Raw genomic sequence first — 17741 nt, forward strand, 5'->3', positions numbered from 1 at the left:
GGGCGTCAGGCCAGCGCCTTGTCCAGCGCCCGCTCGATCTCACCCTTGATGGTGGCGCTCATCATCGACAGCATCATGCCCAGCTTCAGTTCCACGCGGATGCTGTCATCAAAGATGTGCACACTGCCATTGGCGCCGCTGCGGGCCACATCGACCCGGTCACCGTTCCAGGTGGCCTTGAGGTCATATTCGCGGCTGAGCTTGTCGACCAGCGCTTCGGCCTTGGCGCGGGCGGCATCGCGGCCGAGGGAGTGTTTGCGTTCGACGCTGATCTGGGTCATGCGGGCATTCCTGAAGATGTAGACATAATTGGCATTATGCCCGCCCCTGCCCACTGGCACACCCCGCCAAGACAAATCCGCCCGTTCGCCCTAGAATGGCGGTAATTTTTTTCGGTGAAGCGATATGAACGACCAGCGCAAAGGCGACCACGCCGAACCCACCACTCATTTTGGCTACCAGGACGTGCCTGAAAGCCAGAAGGCGAAGAAAGTCGCCGAAGTGTTCCACTCGGTAGCCGCCAAGTACGACCTGATGAACGACGTGCTGTCCGGCGGCATGCACCGGCTGTGGAAGCGCTTTACCATCGAGCTGTCGGGTGTGCGCAGCGGCAACCGCGTACTGGACATTGCCGGCGGCACCGGTGACCTGGCGGCCAAGTTCTCGCGCCTGGTAGGCCCGACCGGGCAAGTGGTACTGGCCGACATCAACGATTCGATGCTCAAGGTTGGCCGTGACCGCCTGCTTGACCGTGGTGTGGCCGGCAACATCGAGTTCGTCCAGGCCGACGCCGAAAAGCTGCCGTTCCCGGACAACCACTTCGACTGCGTGACCATCGCCTTCGGCCTGCGCAACGTCACCCACAAAGACGAAGCCATCCGTTCGATGCTGCGCGTGCTCAAGCCCGGTGGCCGCCTGTTGATCCTGGAGTTCTCCAAGCCGACCAACAAGCTGATGTCCAGGGCCTACGACGCTTACTCGTTCGCCTTCATGCCGCTGGCCGGCAAGCTGATCACCAATGACGCCGAGAGCTACCGTTACCTCGCCGAGTCGATCCGCATGCACCCGGACCAGGAAACCCTCAAGAGCATGATGGTCGAGGCCGGCTTCGACCGCGTCACCTACCACAACATGACCAGCGGTATCGTTGCCGTACACCGGGGGATCAAGCCCTGATGCTGCTGGCCGGGCTGCTCGCCAGCGTCGAACATGGCCTGAACCGCGTCCTGCGCATGGACAGCACGGCCCTGCCGCGCCTGGCCGCGCTGGAAGGCAAGGTCATCGAGATCGACTGCCGCCAACCGGCCCTGCAGGTGTTCATCCTGCCCGATGAAGACGGCCTGATGCTCGCCGCCCACTGGGAGGGCGAAGTCGACTGCAGCCTGCGTGCCCCGGCTGGCAGCCTGGCGCAGCTGGCCCTGGCCAGGGACAAGACCGCTGTGCTGCACAGCCCGCAGGTCGAGCTGCATGGCGACAGTGCCGTACTGCTCGACCTGTTCGGCGTGCTGCAGGACCTGGAGCTGGACTGGGAGCACGAGCTGCAACGCTGGCTCGGCCCCGTCGCCACGGCCATGCTGGCCGGCCATATCCGCCTGCGTGCACGCTGGACCCGCCAAGGCCTGGCACGTTTCAGCCAGAACCTGTCCGAGTACCTGGCCGAAGAGTCCCGCACCCTGGTCGGCAAGCGCGAAGCCGAAGCCGCCTTCAGCGAACTCGATGCCCTGAAGCTCGATACAGAACGCCTCGAGGCGCGCCTCAAGCGCCTCTCCCGATCCCTTGATACCAGCGATAACGCATGAAGCTGCTCGCCGTCCGCCGTCTTTTTCGCATCCAGCGTGTGGTGATCCGCTACCGTCTCGATGACCTGTTGTTCGAACAGCCACTGCTGCCTTGGTGGCTGGCCAGCCTGCGCCTGCTGATGCCGTGGCGCTGGCTGCCCCGCAAGCCCACCGAACTCAGCCGTGGCGCGCGCCTGCGCCTGGCGCTGCAGGACCTGGGGCCGATCTTCATCAAGTTCGGCCAACTGCTGTCCACCCGCCGCGACCTGCTGCCCACCGACATCGCCGACGAGTTGATGCTGCTGCAGGACCGTGTGCCACCGTTCGACCCGCAAAAAGCCGTGGCGTTGATCGAGGAACAGCTCGGTGCAAAAGTCGGCGAGGTGTTCAGCCGCTTTGACGTCGAGCCACTGGCCTCGGCCTCGGTGGCCCAGGTACATGCCGCCCGCCTGAAAACCGGTGAAGAGGTGGTGGTCAAGGTGGTACGCCCGGGCCTGAAGCCGGTCATCGCCCAGGACTTGGCCTGGCTGTTCCTGATCGCCAAGGCCGCCGAGCGAGCCTCGGCCGATGCCCGTCGCCTGCACCCGGTGGAAATCGTCGGCGACTACGAAAAGACCATCTACGACGAACTCGACCTGCTGCGCGAGGCGGCCAACGCCAGCCAGCTGCGACGCAACTTCGAAGGCTCCGAGCTGATGTACGTGCCCCAGGTGTACTGGGACCTGTGCCGCCCCAAGGTGCTGGTAATGGAGCGCATCTACGGCGTACCGGTAACCGACATGGTCACCCTGGCCGACCAGCGCACCGACATGAAGCTGCTGGCCGAGCGTGGCGTGGAGGTGTTCTTCACCCAGGTGTTCCGCGACAGCTTCTTCCACGCCGACATGCACCCCGGCAACATCTTCGTCAGCACGGTCAAACCGTGGAGCCCGCAGTACATCGCCATCGACTGCGGCATCGTCGGCAGCCTGACCGCCGAGGACCAGGACTACCTGGCGCGCAACCTGATTGCCTTCTTCAAGCGTGATTACCGCCGCGTCGCCCAGTTGCACATCGATTCGGGCTGGGTGCCGGCGCACACCAAGGTCAACGAGTTCGAAGCGGCGATCCGCACCGTGTGCGAGCCGATCTTCGAAAAACCGTTAAAGGATATTTCCTTCGGCCAGGTGCTGATGCGCCTGTTCCAGACCGCGCGGCGCTTCAACATGGAAGTACAACCGCAGCTGGTACTGCTGCAGAAGACCCTGCTCAACATCGAAGGGCTGGGCCGCCAGCTGTACCCTGACCTGGACCTGTGGAGCACCGCCAAACCGTTCCTTGAACGCTGGATGCGCGATCGCTACAGCCCAAAGGCCGTGTTCGGCAACATTCATGGGCAGGTCGAGCAGTTGCCGCACCTGGCCAACATGGCCCGCGACCTGCTCGAACGCCTGTCGCAGCCGCACCTGAACGACCCGCAACTGCCGGAGCGTCGCCGCCAGGGTGACCGCTGGGCACTGCGCCTGCTGGGTGCCGGCCTGCTCGGCGGTGGTGCGGTATTGGCCGCAGGCGCCGCCGAGGCCGCGAGCCTGGCCGGCCCTGCTGCCTGGCCGGCCTGGCTGATGCTGGCCGCCGGCCTTTACCTGATCGTGCGCCAATAGCCAGCCGCGCCCGTGGCTGGCACACTAGCGCAAAGGGCCCGGTACAGGAGCGGGCCCGCTTTGGAGTCGACGATGAAAGACTGGCTGGACGAGATCAAGTGGAACAGCGATGGCCTGGTACCGGCGATCGCCCAGGACCACAAGACCGGACGCGTGCTGATGATGGCTTGGATGAACCGTGAATCGCTGGCCCTGACCGCCACCGAGCAACGCGCCATCTACTGGTCGCGTTCGCGCGGCAAGCTGTGGCGCAAAGGCGAGGAATCCGGGCACGTGCAAAAGCTGCATGAGCTGCGCCTGGACTGCGACGCCGACGTGATCATCCTGATGGTCGAGCAACTGGGCCATATCGCCTGCCATACCGGCCGTGAAAGCTGCTTCTACCGCGTGTATGAAGACGGCCAGTGGAAAATCGTCGACCCGGTCCTGAAGGACCCGGATGCCATCTACAGCGCAGGACACTGACATGAGCGACACCCTCAACCGCCTGGCCGAAGTGCTTGAAGAACGCAAGCACGCGGCGCCTGACAGCTCCTATGTGGCCAGCCTGTACCACAAGGGCCTGAACAAGATTCTCGAAAAGCTCGGCGAAGAGTCGGTCGAAACGATCATTGCTGCCAAGGATGCCGAGCACAGCAAGGATTACAGCGATGTCATCTACGAAACCGCCGACCTGTGGTTTCATAGCCTGGTGATGCTCAGCGCACTGGGCCAGCATCCACAAGCCGTACTCGATGAGCTGGAGCGCCGTTTCGGGCTTTCCGGGCACGATGAAAAGGCCGCGCGTCAGCCCTCGGCTTGAGCACAAAGCATTCTAGGAGAGCACCATGGGTATTTTTGACTGGAAACACTGGATCGTCCTGTTGGTCGTCGTGGTCCTGGTGTTCGGCACCAAGAAGCTGAAAAACTTCGGCAGCGACCTGGGCGAATCGATCAAGGGCTTCCGCAAGGCCATGAACGAAGAAGAGACCAAGCCAGCCGAGCAAACGCCGCCGCCTGCCCAGCCCGTGCCACCGGTGCAAAACACCGCGCAGCCGCAGCAAGGCCACACCATCGATGGCCAGGCCCAACCGGTCCAAGAGCCGCAGCGGAAAGACTGACCCATGTTCGGCATCAGTTTCAGCGAGCTGCTGCTCGTAGGCCTGGTCGCCCTGCTGGTGCTCGGCCCCGAGCGCTTGCCGGGTGCCGCACGCACGGCAGGGCTGTGGATCGGCCGGCTCAAGCGCAGCTTCAACAGCATCAAGATGGAAGTGGAGCGCGAGATCGGCGCTGACGACATCCGCCGGCAGCTGCACAACGAGCACATCCTGCAGATGGAAGAGGAAGCCAAGCGCATCCTCAACCCGCTGACGCCACCCGCGCAGCCGCCGGTAACCACGGCCAGCGTGCAGCCGCCTGCCGGGCTCGAAGCCAGGCCGGTCGAAGCACCTGCCGCCCCGGTCGCACCTTCTGAACCGCCTCAACCGCCGCGAGCCCCATGAGCGAGAATCCGGAACACGACCAGCCTATGCCGCTGGTTTCGCACCTGACCGAACTGCGCACCCGCCTGCTGCGCTGCGTTGCCGTCATTTTCCTGATCTTTGCCGGGCTGTTCTCCTTCGCCCAGCAGATCTACACCCTGGTCTCGGCGCCTCTGCGCGACCATTTGCCGGCCAACGCGACGATGATCGCCACCGACGTGGCCTCGCCGTTCCTCACGCCGTTCAAGCTGACCATGATCGTGTCGCTGTTCCTGGCCATCCCGTTCATTCTCCAGCAGATCTGGGGCTTTATCGCGCCAGGGCTGTACCGCCATGAAAAACGCATTGCCATTCCACTGCTGGTGTCGAGCATTCTGTTGTTCTACGCCGGTATGGCCTTTGCCTATTTCCTGGTGTTCCCGCTGATGTTCAAGTTCTTTGCCGCCGCCACCCCGGCAGGCGTGGCAATGATGACCGACATCGCCAACTACCTCGACTTCGTGATGACGCTGTTCTTCGCCTTTGGCGTTGCCTTCGAAATCCCGGTGGCGGTGGTGCTGCTGGTGTGGATCGGCGTGGTCGACGTGAAGTACCTGAAGAAGATCCGCCCCTACGTGATCATCGGCTGTTTCGTGGTCGGCATGGTCCTCACCCCGCCGGACATCTTCTCCCAGACTTTGCTGGCCGTGCCCATGTGGCTGCTGTTCGAGGTCGGTGTGCTGTGCGGCAGCCTGATCCGCAAGCGTAGTGCCCACGACGAAGAAGCCAACGACCACAACGACCAGCCACCTGCGACCCAACCGTGAACCTGTTGCTTCTTGAAGAGGCCGACTTCGTCTCGGCCGACCGCGTCGTTCTCGCCGACCGACGCTTCATTCACATGCAGGAAATCCATCGCGTGGCGGTGGGTGACAACCTGCGCGTGGGCCGCATCAACGGCCTGATGGGCAAAGCCACGGTGCTGCGCCTGGAAAAGCACGAAGCCGAACTTGAAGTAGCCTTCGACCAGCCACCACCGGCCAAGCTGCCATTAACCCTCATATTGGCGGTGCCGCGGCCCAAAATGCTGCGGCGGCTGTTCCAGACCGTGGCCACCCTCGGCGTATCACGGCTGATCCTGGTAAACAGCTACAAGGTCGAGAAAAGCTTCTGGCAAACGCCTTTCCTGCAGCCCGAGAGCATTCGCGAAAACCTGATCCTCGGCCTGGAACAGGCGCGGGACACGGTGCTGCCCGAGGTGATCATCGAGAAACGTTTCAAGCCTTTCGTCGAAGATCGGCTACCCGCCATCGCCACTGGCACCCTGGGCCTGGTCGGCCACCCCGGCCCCTACCCCGCCTGCCCGCGTGCCGTGGAGCAAGCCGTAACCCTGGCCATTGGCCCCGAGGGCGGCTGGATCCCCTACGAAATCGAGCTGCTGGGCAAGGCTGGGCTGGCACCGGTGCAACTGGGTGATCGCATCCTACGGGTAGAGACCGCCGTCACCGCGCTGCTTTCGCGTATTTTCTGACGTAAACGCCCCTTTTTCACCCATCAAGTTTCCCTCCCCGGGGCCGATGGCCTTGGCAACACAACAACTATTTGTGCTGCCAAGCCGCCGGGGAGTCGTACATGTATCAATGGTTAGCCCAATCGCTGGGCAATGTGAGCGTCAATCGCAAATTGGGGCTGGGCTTCGGCCTGGTGCTGCTGTTGACCTTGGCCATTACCCTGGCCGGCTGGCACGGCATGGACAGCATCATCGACCGTGGCGACAAGCTGGGTAACATCTCGGTCATCCAGCAGTACACCCAGGAACTGCGCATTGCCCGCCAGCATTACGAGCGCCGCAGTGATGATGCGTCGGTGGCCGAGCTGGAAAAAGCCCTGGCCAACCTCGACCGCCAGGTGCAGCTGATGCTCGGGCAGATCGAACACCCCGCCGACCGCCAGCGCCTGGAGCAGCAGCGTGAGGCTGTGCGCATCTACCAGCAGGCATTCAACGAGCTGAAGCAGGCCGGCCAGCGCCGCGAGGCCAGCCGTAGTGTGCTTGGCGACAGCGCCGACAAGGCCGCAGAGCTGATCGGCCGCGTGCAGCGGGGCCTGCTGCAAGGTGGCGATATCAACCAGTACCAGCACGCTGTGGAGGTGAGCGCCCTGCTCCAGCAAGCCCGCTTCCAGGTGCGTGGCTACACCTACAGCGGCAATGCCGAGTTCCAGCAAACGGCGCTGAAGGCCATCGACCAGGCCCTGGCCGAGCTGCGCGCATTGCCGGCCAAAGTGTCGGCCGAACATGCCGCCGGCCTCGACGATGCTGCCACTGCCATGGGCGGCTACCGCGATGCGGTCACCCAGTTCGGCAATGCCCAGGCCGCCAGCGAGCAGGCCCTGCAGCACATGGCCGAGCAAGGTACGCTGCTGCTGCAGACCAGCCAGGCGATGACCACATCGCAGACCGAGGTACGTGACGCAGGCGCAGCCCAGGCCAAGACCCTGCTCGCCGTGGCCACGGTGCTGGCCCTAGCCCTCGGCCTGCTGGCCGCCTGGGCCATTACCCGGCAGATCATCATCCCCCTGCGCCAAACCTTGCGCGCCGCCGAGCGCGTGGCCAGTGGCGACCTGACCCAGAACCTGCAAGTGCAACGTCGCGACGAACTGGGCCAGTTGCAGGCCAGCATGCAGCGCATGACCCAAGGCTTGCGGGAACTGATCGGCGGCATTGGCGACGGCGTCACGCAGATCGCCAGCGCTGCCGAGCAGCTGTCGGCCGTCACCGAGCAGACCAGCGCCGGGGTCAACAACCAGAAGGTCGAAACCGACCAAGTGGCGACTGCCATGAACCAGATGACGGCCACCGTGCACGAAGTGGCGCGCAATGCCGAACAGGCCTCGGAAGCCGCCTTGATGGCCGACCAGCAGGCCCGCGAAGGCGACCGGGTGGTGGGCGAAGCGGTGGCGCAGATCGAGCGCCTGGCGGGCGAAGTGATCAACTCCAGCGAAGCGATGAACCAGCTCAAGGCCGAAAGCGACAAGATCGGCAGCGTGCTCGACGTGATCAAGTCGGTGGCCCAGCAAACCAACCTGCTGGCCCTCAACGCGGCGATCGAAGCCGCCCGCGCCGGTGAGGCCGGGCGTGGCTTTGCCGTGGTGGCCGACGAAGTGCGCAGCCTGGCCCAACGCACCCAGCAGTCGACTGAAGAGATCGAAGAGCTGATTGCCGGCCTGCAAAGCGGCACCCAACGGGTGGCCAGCGTGATGGACAACAGCCGCCAACTGACCGACAGCAGCGTCGAGCTGACCCGCCGCGCCGGCAGCTCGCTGGAAACCATCACCCGTACCGTGTCGTCGATTCAGGCGATGAACCAGCAGATTGCCACGGCGGCAGAAGAACAGACAGCCGTGGCCGAGGAGATCAACCGCAGCGTGATGAATGTGCGGGATATTTCTGACCAGACCTCGGCGGCCAGCGAAGAGACGGCCAGCTCCAGCGTTGAGCTGGCGCGGCTGGGGACCCACCTGCAGGGGTTGGTGGGGCGGTTCAAGCTCTGAGCTGAGAGGTGGTTCGCCTATACAGGCGAACCATCCTACATGCAGCAGTGAAATTTCCTACCTGATTATCAGGTCAAGTCCTACAACTCCGCTGCCGATTGGCAGGGATGTGATGCCGGCAATACGCCTGCATGCATTTTCCCAATCGCTCGGAGATTCCCCATGCTCGGCTACCTCAACCGCAAGCTCGGCAACATCAGTGTCGCTGCCAAGCTGGCCCTCGGCTTCGCCGTGGTCCTGTTACTCACCCTGGCCACCACACTCAGTGGCTGGCGCGCCCTGGATGGCGCGATCGTGCGCTCGCAGCAGCTCGGCGAAATAAACCTGATCAACGACCTGGGCAAAGACCTGCGCGCAGAACGCATCACCTACCGCGTGCTCAGCGACGACACCAGCAAGACGCGCATGACCGGCATCTTCGACCAGCTCGAAAACCTCCTGACCACGTTGCAGCATCGCAGCAGCATCGATGAATCACGGCAGTTGCTGGCTAAAGACCTGGCATTGTTGCAGCGCATGCGCAGCGACTTCAGCGAACTGCAGCAATACGTCGCCAAGCGTACTGGCTTGCGTAAGGCCATGCAGATACAGGAGCAGAAACTCAACGAGGCGATCGACGAACTGCAAACCCAGGCTTTACTGAAGATGCCTGCAGACAGCCAGCAAAACGGTGTACTGGGGCTGATGGACACCCTCACCCGGCATGTCGACGGGGCCAACCAGCAAAGCCTGGTGCCGGCCTATACCTTCGATCCGGTCGAGGATTTCGCCAAAGTCGGCGACAACGCCCTGGATGCCGCCAACAGTAGCCTCGGGCAACTGCTTGCAGGCCTCGCGCCGCTGGGCTTGCCACGCGCAGTCAGCGAGCAGCCTGGTGTCGAGCTGGCCAAGTACCGCGCCAGCCTTGAGCAGTACCGCCACGCCGCCGTACGTGTCGAGCAGTTGCAGAACAACCTGGACATCATGGGCACCGAGCTGCGCGCGACGAGCCTCGAACTGGGCAAACGCAAGGTCGAACAACGCGACAGTGAGGCCCTGGCCGCCCGCTCGCTGCTGACCAGCGTTGCGCTGATGGCACTGGTGGTAGGGGTATTGGCCGCCTGGCTGATCACCGTGCAGATCACCCAACCGTTGCGCCAGACACTCGCCGTGGCCGCGCGTATCGCCAAGGGTGACCTGAGCCAGGTTGACGCAGTGCACCGCCGCGACGAAATGGGCCAGCTGCAAACCAGCATGCGCCAGATGACCTTGAGCCTGCGCGAACTGATCGGTGGCATCGACCAGGGTGTCGGCCAACTGTCACAGGCCGCCACTCAGTTGGCGGCCAGTAGCGAGGACACCAAGCTGCGCATCAACCAACAGCGCGAAGAGACCGACCAAGTGGCCACCGCCATGAACCAGATGAGCGCCACCGTGCAGGAAGTGGCACAGAACGCCGAGCAGGCCTCGCTGGCCGCGAGCAACGCCGACCAGCAGGCACAACTGGGCGACCGAGTGGTGGCAGAGGCCATCGGCCGTATCGAACAACTGGCCGGGCAGATGGACCATTGCCTGGCGGCCATGCAACACCTGGCGGGCGAGAGCCAGCGCATTGGCAGCATCCTCGACGTGATCAAGTCGGTATCCGAACAGACCAACCTGCTGGCCCTGAACGCGGCGATCGAAGCTGCACGGGCGGGAGAAGCCGGGCGTGGCTTTGCCGTGGTGGCCGATGAAGTGCGGGGCCTGGCCCAGCGCACCTCGACGGCGACCGAGGAGATTGGCCAGTTGATCGACAGCCTGCACAACGGTACCGACGAAGTGACCCGCCTGCTGGACAGCAGCAAGAGCCTGACCGAGCAAAGCGTGGAGCTGAGCCGCAAGGCCGGGCAGGCGTTGGGCCAGATAACCGATACGGTGTCGAGCATTCAGGGCATGAACCAGCAAATCGCCACGGCCAGTGAAGAACAGAGCGTGGTGGCCGAGCAGATCAACCGCAGTGTGATCAACGTGCGGGATGTGTCGGATCAGACCAGTGCGGCCAGTGAACAGACGGCGGCTTCGAGCGGGGAGCTGGAGCAGCTGGGGCAGCAGTTGCGGGGGATGGTGGGGCGGTTCAACATCTGAAATTGCTGGGGGGCGCAAAGCGCCCCCCATGCGGTTACAGCACCTGGCGCAGGAAGGCCTGCGCACGCGGGTCTTTCGGGGCGGCGAAGAACGCGGCCGGGGCCGAATCCTCCAGCAGCTTGCCATGATCGAAGAACAGCACACGGTCGGCCACTTCGCGGGCAAAGCCCATTTCGTGGGTGACGCAGACCATGGTCATGCCTTCCTGGGCCAAGGTCTTCATCACGTCCAGTACCTCGCCGACCATTTCCGGGTCGAGCGCCGAGGTTGGTTCGTCGAACAGCATCACTTTCGGGTCCATCGCCAGCGCTCGGGCAATCGCTACGCGCTGCTGCTGCCCGCCAGAAAGCCGAGACGGGAACTCGTTGGCCTTTTGCGCAATGCCGACCTTTTCCAGCAGCGCCCGGGCCTTGGCTTCGCGGTCAGCCTTGTTGCGCTTGCGCACCACCTTCTGCGCCAGGCACAGGTTTTCCAGCACGGTCATGTGCGGGAACAGGTTGAAGTGCTGGAACACCATGCCGACTTCGCGGCGGTAGGCGTTGATGTCGGTCTTGGGGTCGGCCAGCTGCAGACCGTCGATGGCCACATGGCCCTGGTCGAAATGCTCCAGGCCGTTGAGGCAGCGCAGGAAGGTCGATTTGCCCGAACCCGATGGGCCGAGCACCACCACCACTTCGCCCTTGGCGACCTGGGTGGTGACGTTATCCACAGCCCGTACCACCTGGCCACGGGTGTCGAAGACTTTCAGCAGGTCACGGACTTCAATCACTTTGCGCAAGCCTCCGCTCGAGCCGACTGGCAATGTGCGACAGCGGCAGGTTGATCAGCAGGTACAGGCCTGCCACGCAGAACCAGATTTCGAAGGTAGAGAACGAGGTGGTGATAGCCTCACGGCCACTCTTGGTCAGCTCGGTGATGGCGATTACCGACACCAGCGAAGTGTCCTTGACCAGGCTGATGAACTGGCCGGCCAGCGGTGGCAGCACACGTTTGAACGCCTGCGGCAAGATGACGTGGCGCATCGACTGGCCAGCGTTCAGGCCCAGGGAACGAGCTGCTTCATTCTGGCCCTTGGCGATCGACTGCACGCCGGCACGGACAATTTCGGCCACGTAGGCGCCAGTGAACAGCGCCAGCGCCGCCACCCCGGCAAATTCCCGGGACAGGTTGAGCACAGTGCCGATGAAGAAGTAGAAGATGAAGATCTGCACCAGCAGCGGCGTGCCGCGCACCAGTTCGACATAAACGGTCGACAGGTCGCGCAGGGTGGGGTTGTTGGACAACCGGCACAAGCCAGCGAACAGGCCGATCACCAGGCCCAGCGCCCCGGACACCACCGAGATCCACAAGGTGGTCCAAAGGCCCCAGGCCAGCGGGCCCGCTGCCCAATGCCGGGTTACACCAATCGGGTCGCCTTCGGCGACATCGTCGCCACGGCTCAGCTGCAGGCTGTCCTTGGCCACATCGAGCACTTGCTCGGCACCACTCTCATCCTTCAGCGTGACGCGAGCGTTATCGCCGGAGATGACGATTTCCTGCACGGTGCCGTAATTGGCAGCGCGCTGTGTTTCCTCGGCCTTGTAGGCAAAGTACTGCGGTACGCGGTTCCAGCGCCACTCGTAGGAAATCATCGAAGTGGCCATGTACAGGCTGAGCGCCAGGCCCACCAGGACCAGGGCGGTCAGCCCGTGCCAGGGCCACTGGGCTTTCTTGTGTTTGATCACGTGGGGTACTTCCGTAAATGCGAACGCGCAGGGTTTGCCTGCGCGTCGGGGTCATAAAGCCGGGCTTTTGGCCTGGGCCTTATTCCATTTCCTTCAGCCAGTCCTTGTTCTTGAACCACTTGTCGTGGATACGATCGTAGGTCCCGTCATGCTTGATCTGGTGCAGGAAGTTGTTGATGAAGTTGATGCTGTCGTAGTCGCCTTTCTTCAGGCCGAAGGCCAGCGGCTCGTAGGTGAAGGGCTCTTCGAGGAACAGCAGCTTGCCGGCGCCGGCTTTTTCCACGGCAACCACGTTGTATGGGGCGTCATAGACGAAGGCATCGGCCTTGCCGTTGACCACGTCCATCACCGCTTCCTGCTCGTTGTCGTAGCCGTGGTACTTGGCTTTGCCGATCAACTTCTTGGAAACCATTTCGCCGGTGGTGCCCAGCTTGGACGTCAGGCGGTACTTCTCGTTGTTCAGGTCCTTGTACGACTTGATCTCGCCAGCCAGCTCTTTGCGGATCAGCAGGGTCTGACCAACCACGATGAAGGGTTCGCTGAAGTTCAGGCGCAGGTTGCGCTCCTGGGTCAGGGTCATGCCGCTGCCGATCATGTCGAACTTGTCGGTCAGCAGGGCCGGGATGATGCCGTCATAGGCGGTGGACACTGCCTCGAACTTGACGCCCATCGACTTGGCCATGGCTTTGAGGATATCGACTTCGAAGCCGATGATCTCGCCACGCTTGTTGGTCATCTGGAACGGCATGTAGGTCGGGTCCATGCCCACCCGCAAGGTGCCGCGCTTGACCGCGTCATCGATGGCGCCCGCCTGGGCCGCTGTCACGGCGACCAGGGCGGTAACACCGACCAACAGTCGCGAAAGGTATTTCTTGATCATCACCAAGTCCCCTAGCAAGAAAAGTAGCGAATCTTATTGTTGGCACGGCCGTGCAGGCCGATGAGTCGTATCGGAGAGGGATGCTAACGCATGGCGGCCCGGGGACCTAGAGCTGGGGGGGACTTTGTTGGCCAAAATCGGTTATGCAGGGACATTGCTGGCGAGGGCTTCCGCTCCTACAGAGGAATGTATATCCCTGTAGGAGCGGCCTTGTGTCGCGAATGGGCCGCAAAGCGGCCCCAAGATCTATCAGGCGCCGGCGAGTACTGGTTGGCCTTCACTCTCCGGATGCAACGGCAACAGCGGCGAGTGCGGGTCGTTTTTGATGGAAGCACGCCACACATCGATCCACGCCGCATTGTGCTCGGCCCACACCTGCTCGTGCAGGCGCGTCAGTGCCACCGGGTCGCTGAGCAGGGCCAGGCGGGTGTTGAGGTCCAGCCCTTTCGGTCCGACTTCAATCGCCTTGGCCACGCGCTCGGCACGCAGCGCCTCGATTGGCGCCGCCTGGCCGTGACGGGCAGTGGCCATGGCGCAGGCCAGGGCGTTCTGCCGCGGGTCGACCACTGCCCGCACGAAGCCATCATGCAGGGCATGCCAGCGGTTTTCGTGGGTGTACTGGTCGGTAGCCAGCAGCTCTTGCGGGGTGGCGTATTCCTCGGGGATGAGGAACAGCTTCTCGTCCTTGGCCGCCAGGCCCAGGCGGGTGCGGCTGGAAATTACCGACACCGGGATCGACAGCACCAGCGAACCGACGATAGGCGCCAGCCACCACAGGAAGCTTGGGTTCAACCACGCCACCAGCGCGGCCCAGGCAATACCCAGCAGGGTTTGCGGACCGTGGCGACGCACCGCTTCGCTCCACGGCGTGGAGTCGTCGTCACGCTGCGGCGAGTTCCAGGTCGCGGCCCAGCCGAGGAACGCGGCCAGCACGAAGCGGGTGTGGAAGATCATGCGTACCGGTGCCAGCAGCATGGAGAACAGCATCTCCATCAGCATCGACAAGGTAACCTTGATCCGCCCGCCGAACTCGACGGCGCCCTTGGCCCAGATCAGGATGACACTGAGCAGCTTGGGCAGGAACAGCAGCACGATCGTGGTGGAGAATAGCGCCACGGCCTTTTCCGGGTGCCACTGCGGCCACAGCGGGTAAAGCTGGTACGGCTCGATGAAATACTGCGGCTCCATCAGCGTGTTGGTCGCCAGCAGCGCAGTCGACAGCACCAGGAACAGGAACCACAACGGTGCCGACAGGTACGACATGACCCCGGTGAGGAACACCGCACGGTGTACCGGGTGCATGCCCTTGACCAGGAACAGGCGGAAGTTCATCAGGTTGCCGTGGCACCAACGGCGGTCGCGCTTGAGCTCGTCGAGCAGGTTCGGCGGCAGTTCTTCGTAGCTGCCCGGCAGGTCGTAGGCGATCCACACGCCCCAGCCGGCGCGGCGCATCAGCGCGGCTTCGACGAAGTCGTGGGAAAGGATGGCACCGGCGAACGCGCCCTTACCCGGCAACGGCGCCAGGGCGCAGTGCTCGATGAACGGCTTCATGCGGATGATCGCGTTGTGGCCCCAGTAGTGCGACTCGCCCAGCTGCCAGAAGTGCAGGCCAGCGGTGAACAGCGGGCCGTACACGCGGGTGGCGAACTGCTGCATGCGTGCATACAGGGTGTCCATGCCCGAGGCTTTTGGCCCGGTCTGGATGATGCCGGCGTCCGGGTTGGCCTCCATCAGGCGCACCAGGCTGCTCAGGCACTCGCCGCTCATGACGCTGTCGGCGTCGAGCACGACCATGTACTTGTACTCGCCACCCCAGCGACGGCAGAAGTCGTCGAGGTTGCCGCTCTTGCGCTTCACCCGGCGCCGACGGCGGCGGTAGAAGATGCGGCCAAAGCCTTTGGTTTCGCGGCACACGTCCAGCCAGGCCTGTTGCTCGGCCACGGCAATGTCGGTGTCGTTGGTGTCGCTGAGCACGAAGAAGTCGAAGCGGTCGAGGTTGCCGCTGGCGGCCACCGACTCGAACGTTGCGCGCAGGCCGGCGAACACACGCGGCACGTCTTCGTTGCAGATCGGCATCACCAACGCGGTACGCGCCTCGGGTGCAATCGGCTCGTTGCCGGCGCTACTGCCCGAAATCTTGTATTTGTCGCGCCCGGTGAGCAGCTCGAGGAAGCCCATCAGTGCGGTCCAGAAGCCCGCCGATACCCAGCAGAACAGGATGCCGAAGAGGATCAGGATGGAGGTTTGCAAGGCATACGGCCACACCTGCACGACGGTGTCCCACAGCGACTGGCTGAGGATTTCGTCGAGGTCGACGAACGACCAGCCCTGGTACGGCAGGATGCCCTTCATGTACCAACCGGCGACGATGGTCTGGCCGATCATCAGGGCCAGCAGGATGTAACGGCGGATCGACCCAACCGTGCGCCAGCGTGCCGGCGGCAGCTCGCGCTTGGGTGGCTGCGGCGCGTTGGGACGGCCGGTCATGCGCCGCCACATGCGGATCAGCACGTTGGTGCGCCACGGCTCGGGCACGACCTTGGTGCGTTTGATCGGCGGGGCGATCTTCAGGCACAGGCGGCCGCTGCCATCGACACCGAGCATTTCGGCATCTTCCAGCTCGGCAGCACTGCCCACGGTCAAACGTGGACCGACCGAGGCCTGTACGGCCTCGGCAGGGCCGGCGGCCGGGTCGGCCGCCAGACGTTGGTGCAGCTCACTGAACGACGAGCAACTGGCGAGTTCCGCCCGTTGCTCGTCACTCAGTGGCAGGTGAGCCAGGTACTCGCCAAGCGATACTGGCCTTGCGTTTGAGTTACTCATCGGCAGGCAACTGATAGCTCCAGGTCTCGGTCAGCACCTTCTCGGTGGTGGCCGGGGCCCCGTTGGTGGGCGCCGCATCGGCGGCAGGTTGTTCGGCCTTGGCAGGTTGCTCGGCCTTCACGGCTTTCTCGGCCTTGGCATGTTTGGCTGCGGCCTTGTCCTGCTTGGCGTCCTGGGCAGGCTTGGCGGGCTCGACCGGCACATCACGCACCAGCGCGGCACGCATTTCGGTCGACTTGTTGGCTTCCTTGACCTTAAGACGCAGGGTCAGGCGCCAGCCCTTGGTCTCAGGGTTATAGCGCAGATTGTTTTCGACCACCTCGGCGTTGTCGTCAACGCTGATCTGGCTGCGCACGGCGGTATCTTCCGGCAAGGCGGCCAAGGCGGGGCCTGTGAAATCGACCAGGAAGGCCACGCTGCCGTCTGGCTGGCGGATCAGGTTGGACTGCTTGACGTCACCGGTGGAGCGCAGGGTCTGCTTGACCGAGCCCAGATCAGGCGCCTGGAATTTCGCCTCGTCGATGGTCCAGTGCAGGCGGTAGGCGTACTCGATCGGCTTGCCTGGCTCTGGCAGCTTCTCCGGGCTCCAGAAAGCTACGATGTTGTCGTTGGTTTCGTCGGCAGTCGGGATTTCGACCAGGTCGACGGTGCCCTTGCCCCAGTCACCCTTTGGCTCGATCCAGGCGCTTGGGCGCTTCTGGTAGTTGTCGTCGAGGTCTTCGAAGTCGCTGAAGGCACGCTGACGCTGCATCAAGCCGAAACCACGCGGGTTCTCGACGCTGAAGTTGCTCACCGCGAGGTGTTTCGGGTTGTTCAGCGGGCGCCACAGCCACTCGCCATTGCCGGCGTGAATCGACAGGCCTTCGGAGTCGTGCAGGGCCGGGCGGTAGTTGAGCACTTTGGACGGCTGGTTGGGGCCGAACAGGTACATGCTGGTCAGCGGGGCAATGCCCAGGCGGCTGACCTGGTCACGCAGGAACACGCGGGACTGCACGTCGACCACGGTATCGTTGCCTGGGCGCAGGGTCAGCTTGTAGGCACCGGTGGAGCGCGGCGAGTCCAGCAAGGCGTAGATCACCAGGTGCTTGTCGGCCGGCTTGGGTTTCTCGACCCAGAACTCGGTGAAGCGCGGGAACTCTTCGCCCGATGGCAGTGCAGTGTCGATGGCCAGGCCACGGGCCGACAGGCCGTACACATGGCCCTTGCCGACCACGCGGAAATAGCTGGCGCCAAGCAGGGTCATGATCTCGTCCTGCTTGTCGGCCTTGTTGATCGGGTACAGCACGCGGAAGCCGGCGTAACCAAGGTTCTTGGTGGTTTCCGGGTCGTGCGGCACGTCACCGAACTCGAAGCGGCTCGGGTCGTACTTGATTTCCTCGACCTTGGAGGCGGTGACTTCGTTGATTTTCACCGGGGTGTCGAAGTGCATGCCCTGGTGATAGAACGACAGTTTGAACGGGGTCTTGTCCTTGGCCCACTCGGCCTTTTCCTGCAGGAAATGGATTTTCTGGTAGTCCGCGAACTTCATGTCGCGGAACACCGCAGGCAGGTTGCTTTTTGGTGCGTCGTACTTCTGGCCGGCCAGATCCTTTGCCTTGGCTGCAACATCGTCAAGATTGAATGCCCACAGCTGGCCCGCGCTCATCAGGCCGACCAGTGCCACACTGGCCATCAGGGCCTTGCGTAGACGCACGCCGGGGATTCTTGATGCTTTTTGGGGACTAACAATCACGAGCAACCCTCGCCGAAAACAGATCATGAAACCAACGGCCAGCGACAAATGCCGGGTTGGCGAGCACTGT

At 63.3% G+C, this 17741-nt stretch carries 17 protein-coding genes and 2 pseudogenes; 13 read left to right on the forward strand and 6 right to left on the reverse strand.

Annotated elements, in window-relative coordinates:
• Nucleotides 1–5: 5 nt before the first annotated feature.
• Nucleotides 6–281, reverse strand: a complete 276-nt coding sequence (locus ACNQP3_RS27010) for a polyhydroxyalkanoic acid system family protein (protein WP_012274567.1) — start codon at nucleotides 279–281, stop codon at nucleotides 6–8.
• 124 nt (nucleotides 282–405) lie between these two features.
• On the opposite strand from ACNQP3_RS27010, the gene ubiE reads away from it, so the two are divergent.
• The 13 genes and pseudogenes from ubiE (at nucleotide 406) to ACNQP3_RS27075 (ending at nucleotide 10512) form a co-directional block, all read left to right on the forward strand.
• A complete protein-coding gene (gene ubiE, locus ACNQP3_RS27015; protein WP_012274568.1) occupies nucleotides 406–1176 on the forward strand; it encodes a bifunctional demethylmenaquinone methyltransferase/2-methoxy-6-polyprenyl-1,4-benzoquinol methylase UbiE in 771 nt (256 codons plus the stop codon).
• Nucleotides 1176–1799 carry a ubiquinone biosynthesis accessory factor UbiJ gene (locus ACNQP3_RS27020; RefSeq protein ID WP_012274569.1) on the forward strand — a complete coding sequence of 208 codons (624 nt, stop codon included), beginning with the start codon at nucleotides 1176–1178 and terminating at the stop codon, nucleotides 1797–1799. Before ubiE ends, ACNQP3_RS27020 begins: the two co-directional genes overlap by 1 nt.
• Nucleotides 1796–3418, forward strand: coding sequence for a ubiquinone biosynthesis regulatory protein kinase UbiB (ubiB, locus tag ACNQP3_RS27025; RefSeq protein WP_264316625.1), 1623 nt, complete (start codon nucleotides 1796–1798; stop codon nucleotides 3416–3418). Before ACNQP3_RS27020 ends, ubiB begins: the two co-directional genes overlap by 4 nt.
• Before the next feature lie 72 nt (nucleotides 3419–3490).
• Complete coding sequence (hisI, locus tag ACNQP3_RS27030) at nucleotides 3491–3883, forward strand: phosphoribosyl-AMP cyclohydrolase (RefSeq protein ID WP_012274571.1); 393 nt, start codon at nucleotides 3491–3493, stop codon at nucleotides 3881–3883.
• A 1-nt stretch (nucleotide 3884) separates the two neighbouring features.
• The gene (locus ACNQP3_RS27035; protein ID WP_012274572.1) at nucleotides 3885–4220 is read left to right on the forward strand and encodes a phosphoribosyl-ATP diphosphatase; all 336 of its coding nucleotides are present in this window, start codon (nucleotides 3885–3887) and stop codon (nucleotides 4218–4220) included.
• 25 nt (nucleotides 4221–4245) lie between these two features.
• On the forward strand, nucleotides 4246–4518 hold the full coding sequence (locus ACNQP3_RS27040; protein WP_012274573.1) for a twin-arginine translocase TatA/TatE family subunit: 273 nt from the start codon (nucleotides 4246–4248) through the stop codon (nucleotides 4516–4518).
• Between the two features lie 3 nt (nucleotides 4519–4521).
• Nucleotides 4522–4899, forward strand: coding sequence for a Sec-independent protein translocase protein TatB (tatB, locus tag ACNQP3_RS27045; protein WP_012274574.1), 378 nt, complete (start codon nucleotides 4522–4524; stop codon nucleotides 4897–4899).
• Nucleotides 4896–5684 carry a twin-arginine translocase subunit TatC gene (gene tatC, locus ACNQP3_RS27050; protein WP_012274575.1) on the forward strand — a complete coding sequence of 263 codons (789 nt, stop codon included), beginning with the start codon at nucleotides 4896–4898 and terminating at the stop codon, nucleotides 5682–5684. Before tatB ends, tatC begins: the two co-directional genes overlap by 4 nt.
• Nucleotides 5681–6388 carry a 16S rRNA (uracil(1498)-N(3))-methyltransferase gene (locus ACNQP3_RS27055; protein ID WP_012274576.1) on the forward strand — a complete coding sequence of 236 codons (708 nt, stop codon included), beginning with the start codon at nucleotides 5681–5683 and terminating at the stop codon, nucleotides 6386–6388. The genes tatC and ACNQP3_RS27055 overlap by 4 nt, the downstream gene beginning before the upstream one ends.
• 218 nt (nucleotides 6389–6606) lie before the next feature.
• Nucleotides 6607–7551: pseudogene (locus ACNQP3_RS27060) on the forward strand (methyl-accepting chemotaxis protein); the annotation flags it as partial.
• A gap of 141 nt (nucleotides 7552–7692) precedes the next feature.
• Nucleotides 7693–8406, forward strand: coding sequence for a methyl-accepting chemotaxis protein (locus ACNQP3_RS27065; RefSeq protein ID WP_371321170.1), 714 nt, complete (start codon nucleotides 7693–7695; stop codon nucleotides 8404–8406).
• A 162-nt stretch (nucleotides 8407–8568) separates the two neighbouring features.
• Nucleotides 8569–9657 (forward strand): annotated as a pseudogene (locus ACNQP3_RS27070) (methyl-accepting chemotaxis protein); the annotation flags it as partial.
• Nucleotides 9658–9798: 141 nt separating this feature from the next.
• The gene (locus tag ACNQP3_RS27075) at nucleotides 9799–10512 is read left to right on the forward strand and encodes a methyl-accepting chemotaxis protein (protein ID WP_370739374.1); all 714 of its coding nucleotides are present in this window, start codon (nucleotides 9799–9801) and stop codon (nucleotides 10510–10512) included.
• Between the two features lie 34 nt (nucleotides 10513–10546).
• On the opposite strand, the gene ACNQP3_RS27080 is transcribed toward ACNQP3_RS27075, so the two are convergent.
• The 5 genes from ACNQP3_RS27080 to ACNQP3_RS27100 form a co-directional block, all read right to left on the reverse strand.
• A complete protein-coding gene (locus tag ACNQP3_RS27080; protein WP_003249271.1) occupies nucleotides 10547–11281 on the reverse strand; it encodes an amino acid ABC transporter ATP-binding protein in 735 nt (244 codons plus the stop codon).
• On the reverse strand, nucleotides 11274–12236 hold the full coding sequence (locus tag ACNQP3_RS27085) for an amino acid ABC transporter permease (protein WP_012274579.1): 963 nt from the start codon (nucleotides 12234–12236) through the stop codon (nucleotides 11274–11276). Before ACNQP3_RS27085 ends, ACNQP3_RS27080 begins: the two co-directional genes overlap by 8 nt.
• A 79-nt stretch (nucleotides 12237–12315) precedes the next feature.
• A complete protein-coding gene (locus tag ACNQP3_RS27090) occupies nucleotides 12316–13113 on the reverse strand; it encodes a transporter substrate-binding domain-containing protein (protein WP_025752328.1) in 798 nt (265 codons plus the stop codon).
• 252 nt (nucleotides 13114–13365) lie between these two features.
• Nucleotides 13366–15939, reverse strand: coding sequence for a glucans biosynthesis glucosyltransferase MdoH (mdoH, locus tag ACNQP3_RS27095; RefSeq protein ID WP_264316627.1), 2574 nt, complete (start codon nucleotides 15937–15939; stop codon nucleotides 13366–13368).
• Nucleotides 15932–17671, reverse strand: coding sequence for a glucan biosynthesis protein G (locus ACNQP3_RS27100; RefSeq protein ID WP_209976282.1), 1740 nt, complete (start codon nucleotides 17669–17671; stop codon nucleotides 15932–15934). Before ACNQP3_RS27100 ends, mdoH begins: the two co-directional genes overlap by 8 nt.
• Between the last annotated feature and the right edge of the window lie 70 nt (nucleotides 17672–17741).

Origin of the sequence: Pseudomonas sp. LFS074, assembly GCF_047978165.1 — a bacterium.
GTDB lineage: Bacteria > Pseudomonadota > Gammaproteobacteria > Pseudomonadales > Pseudomonadaceae > Aquipseudomonas > Aquipseudomonas putida_P.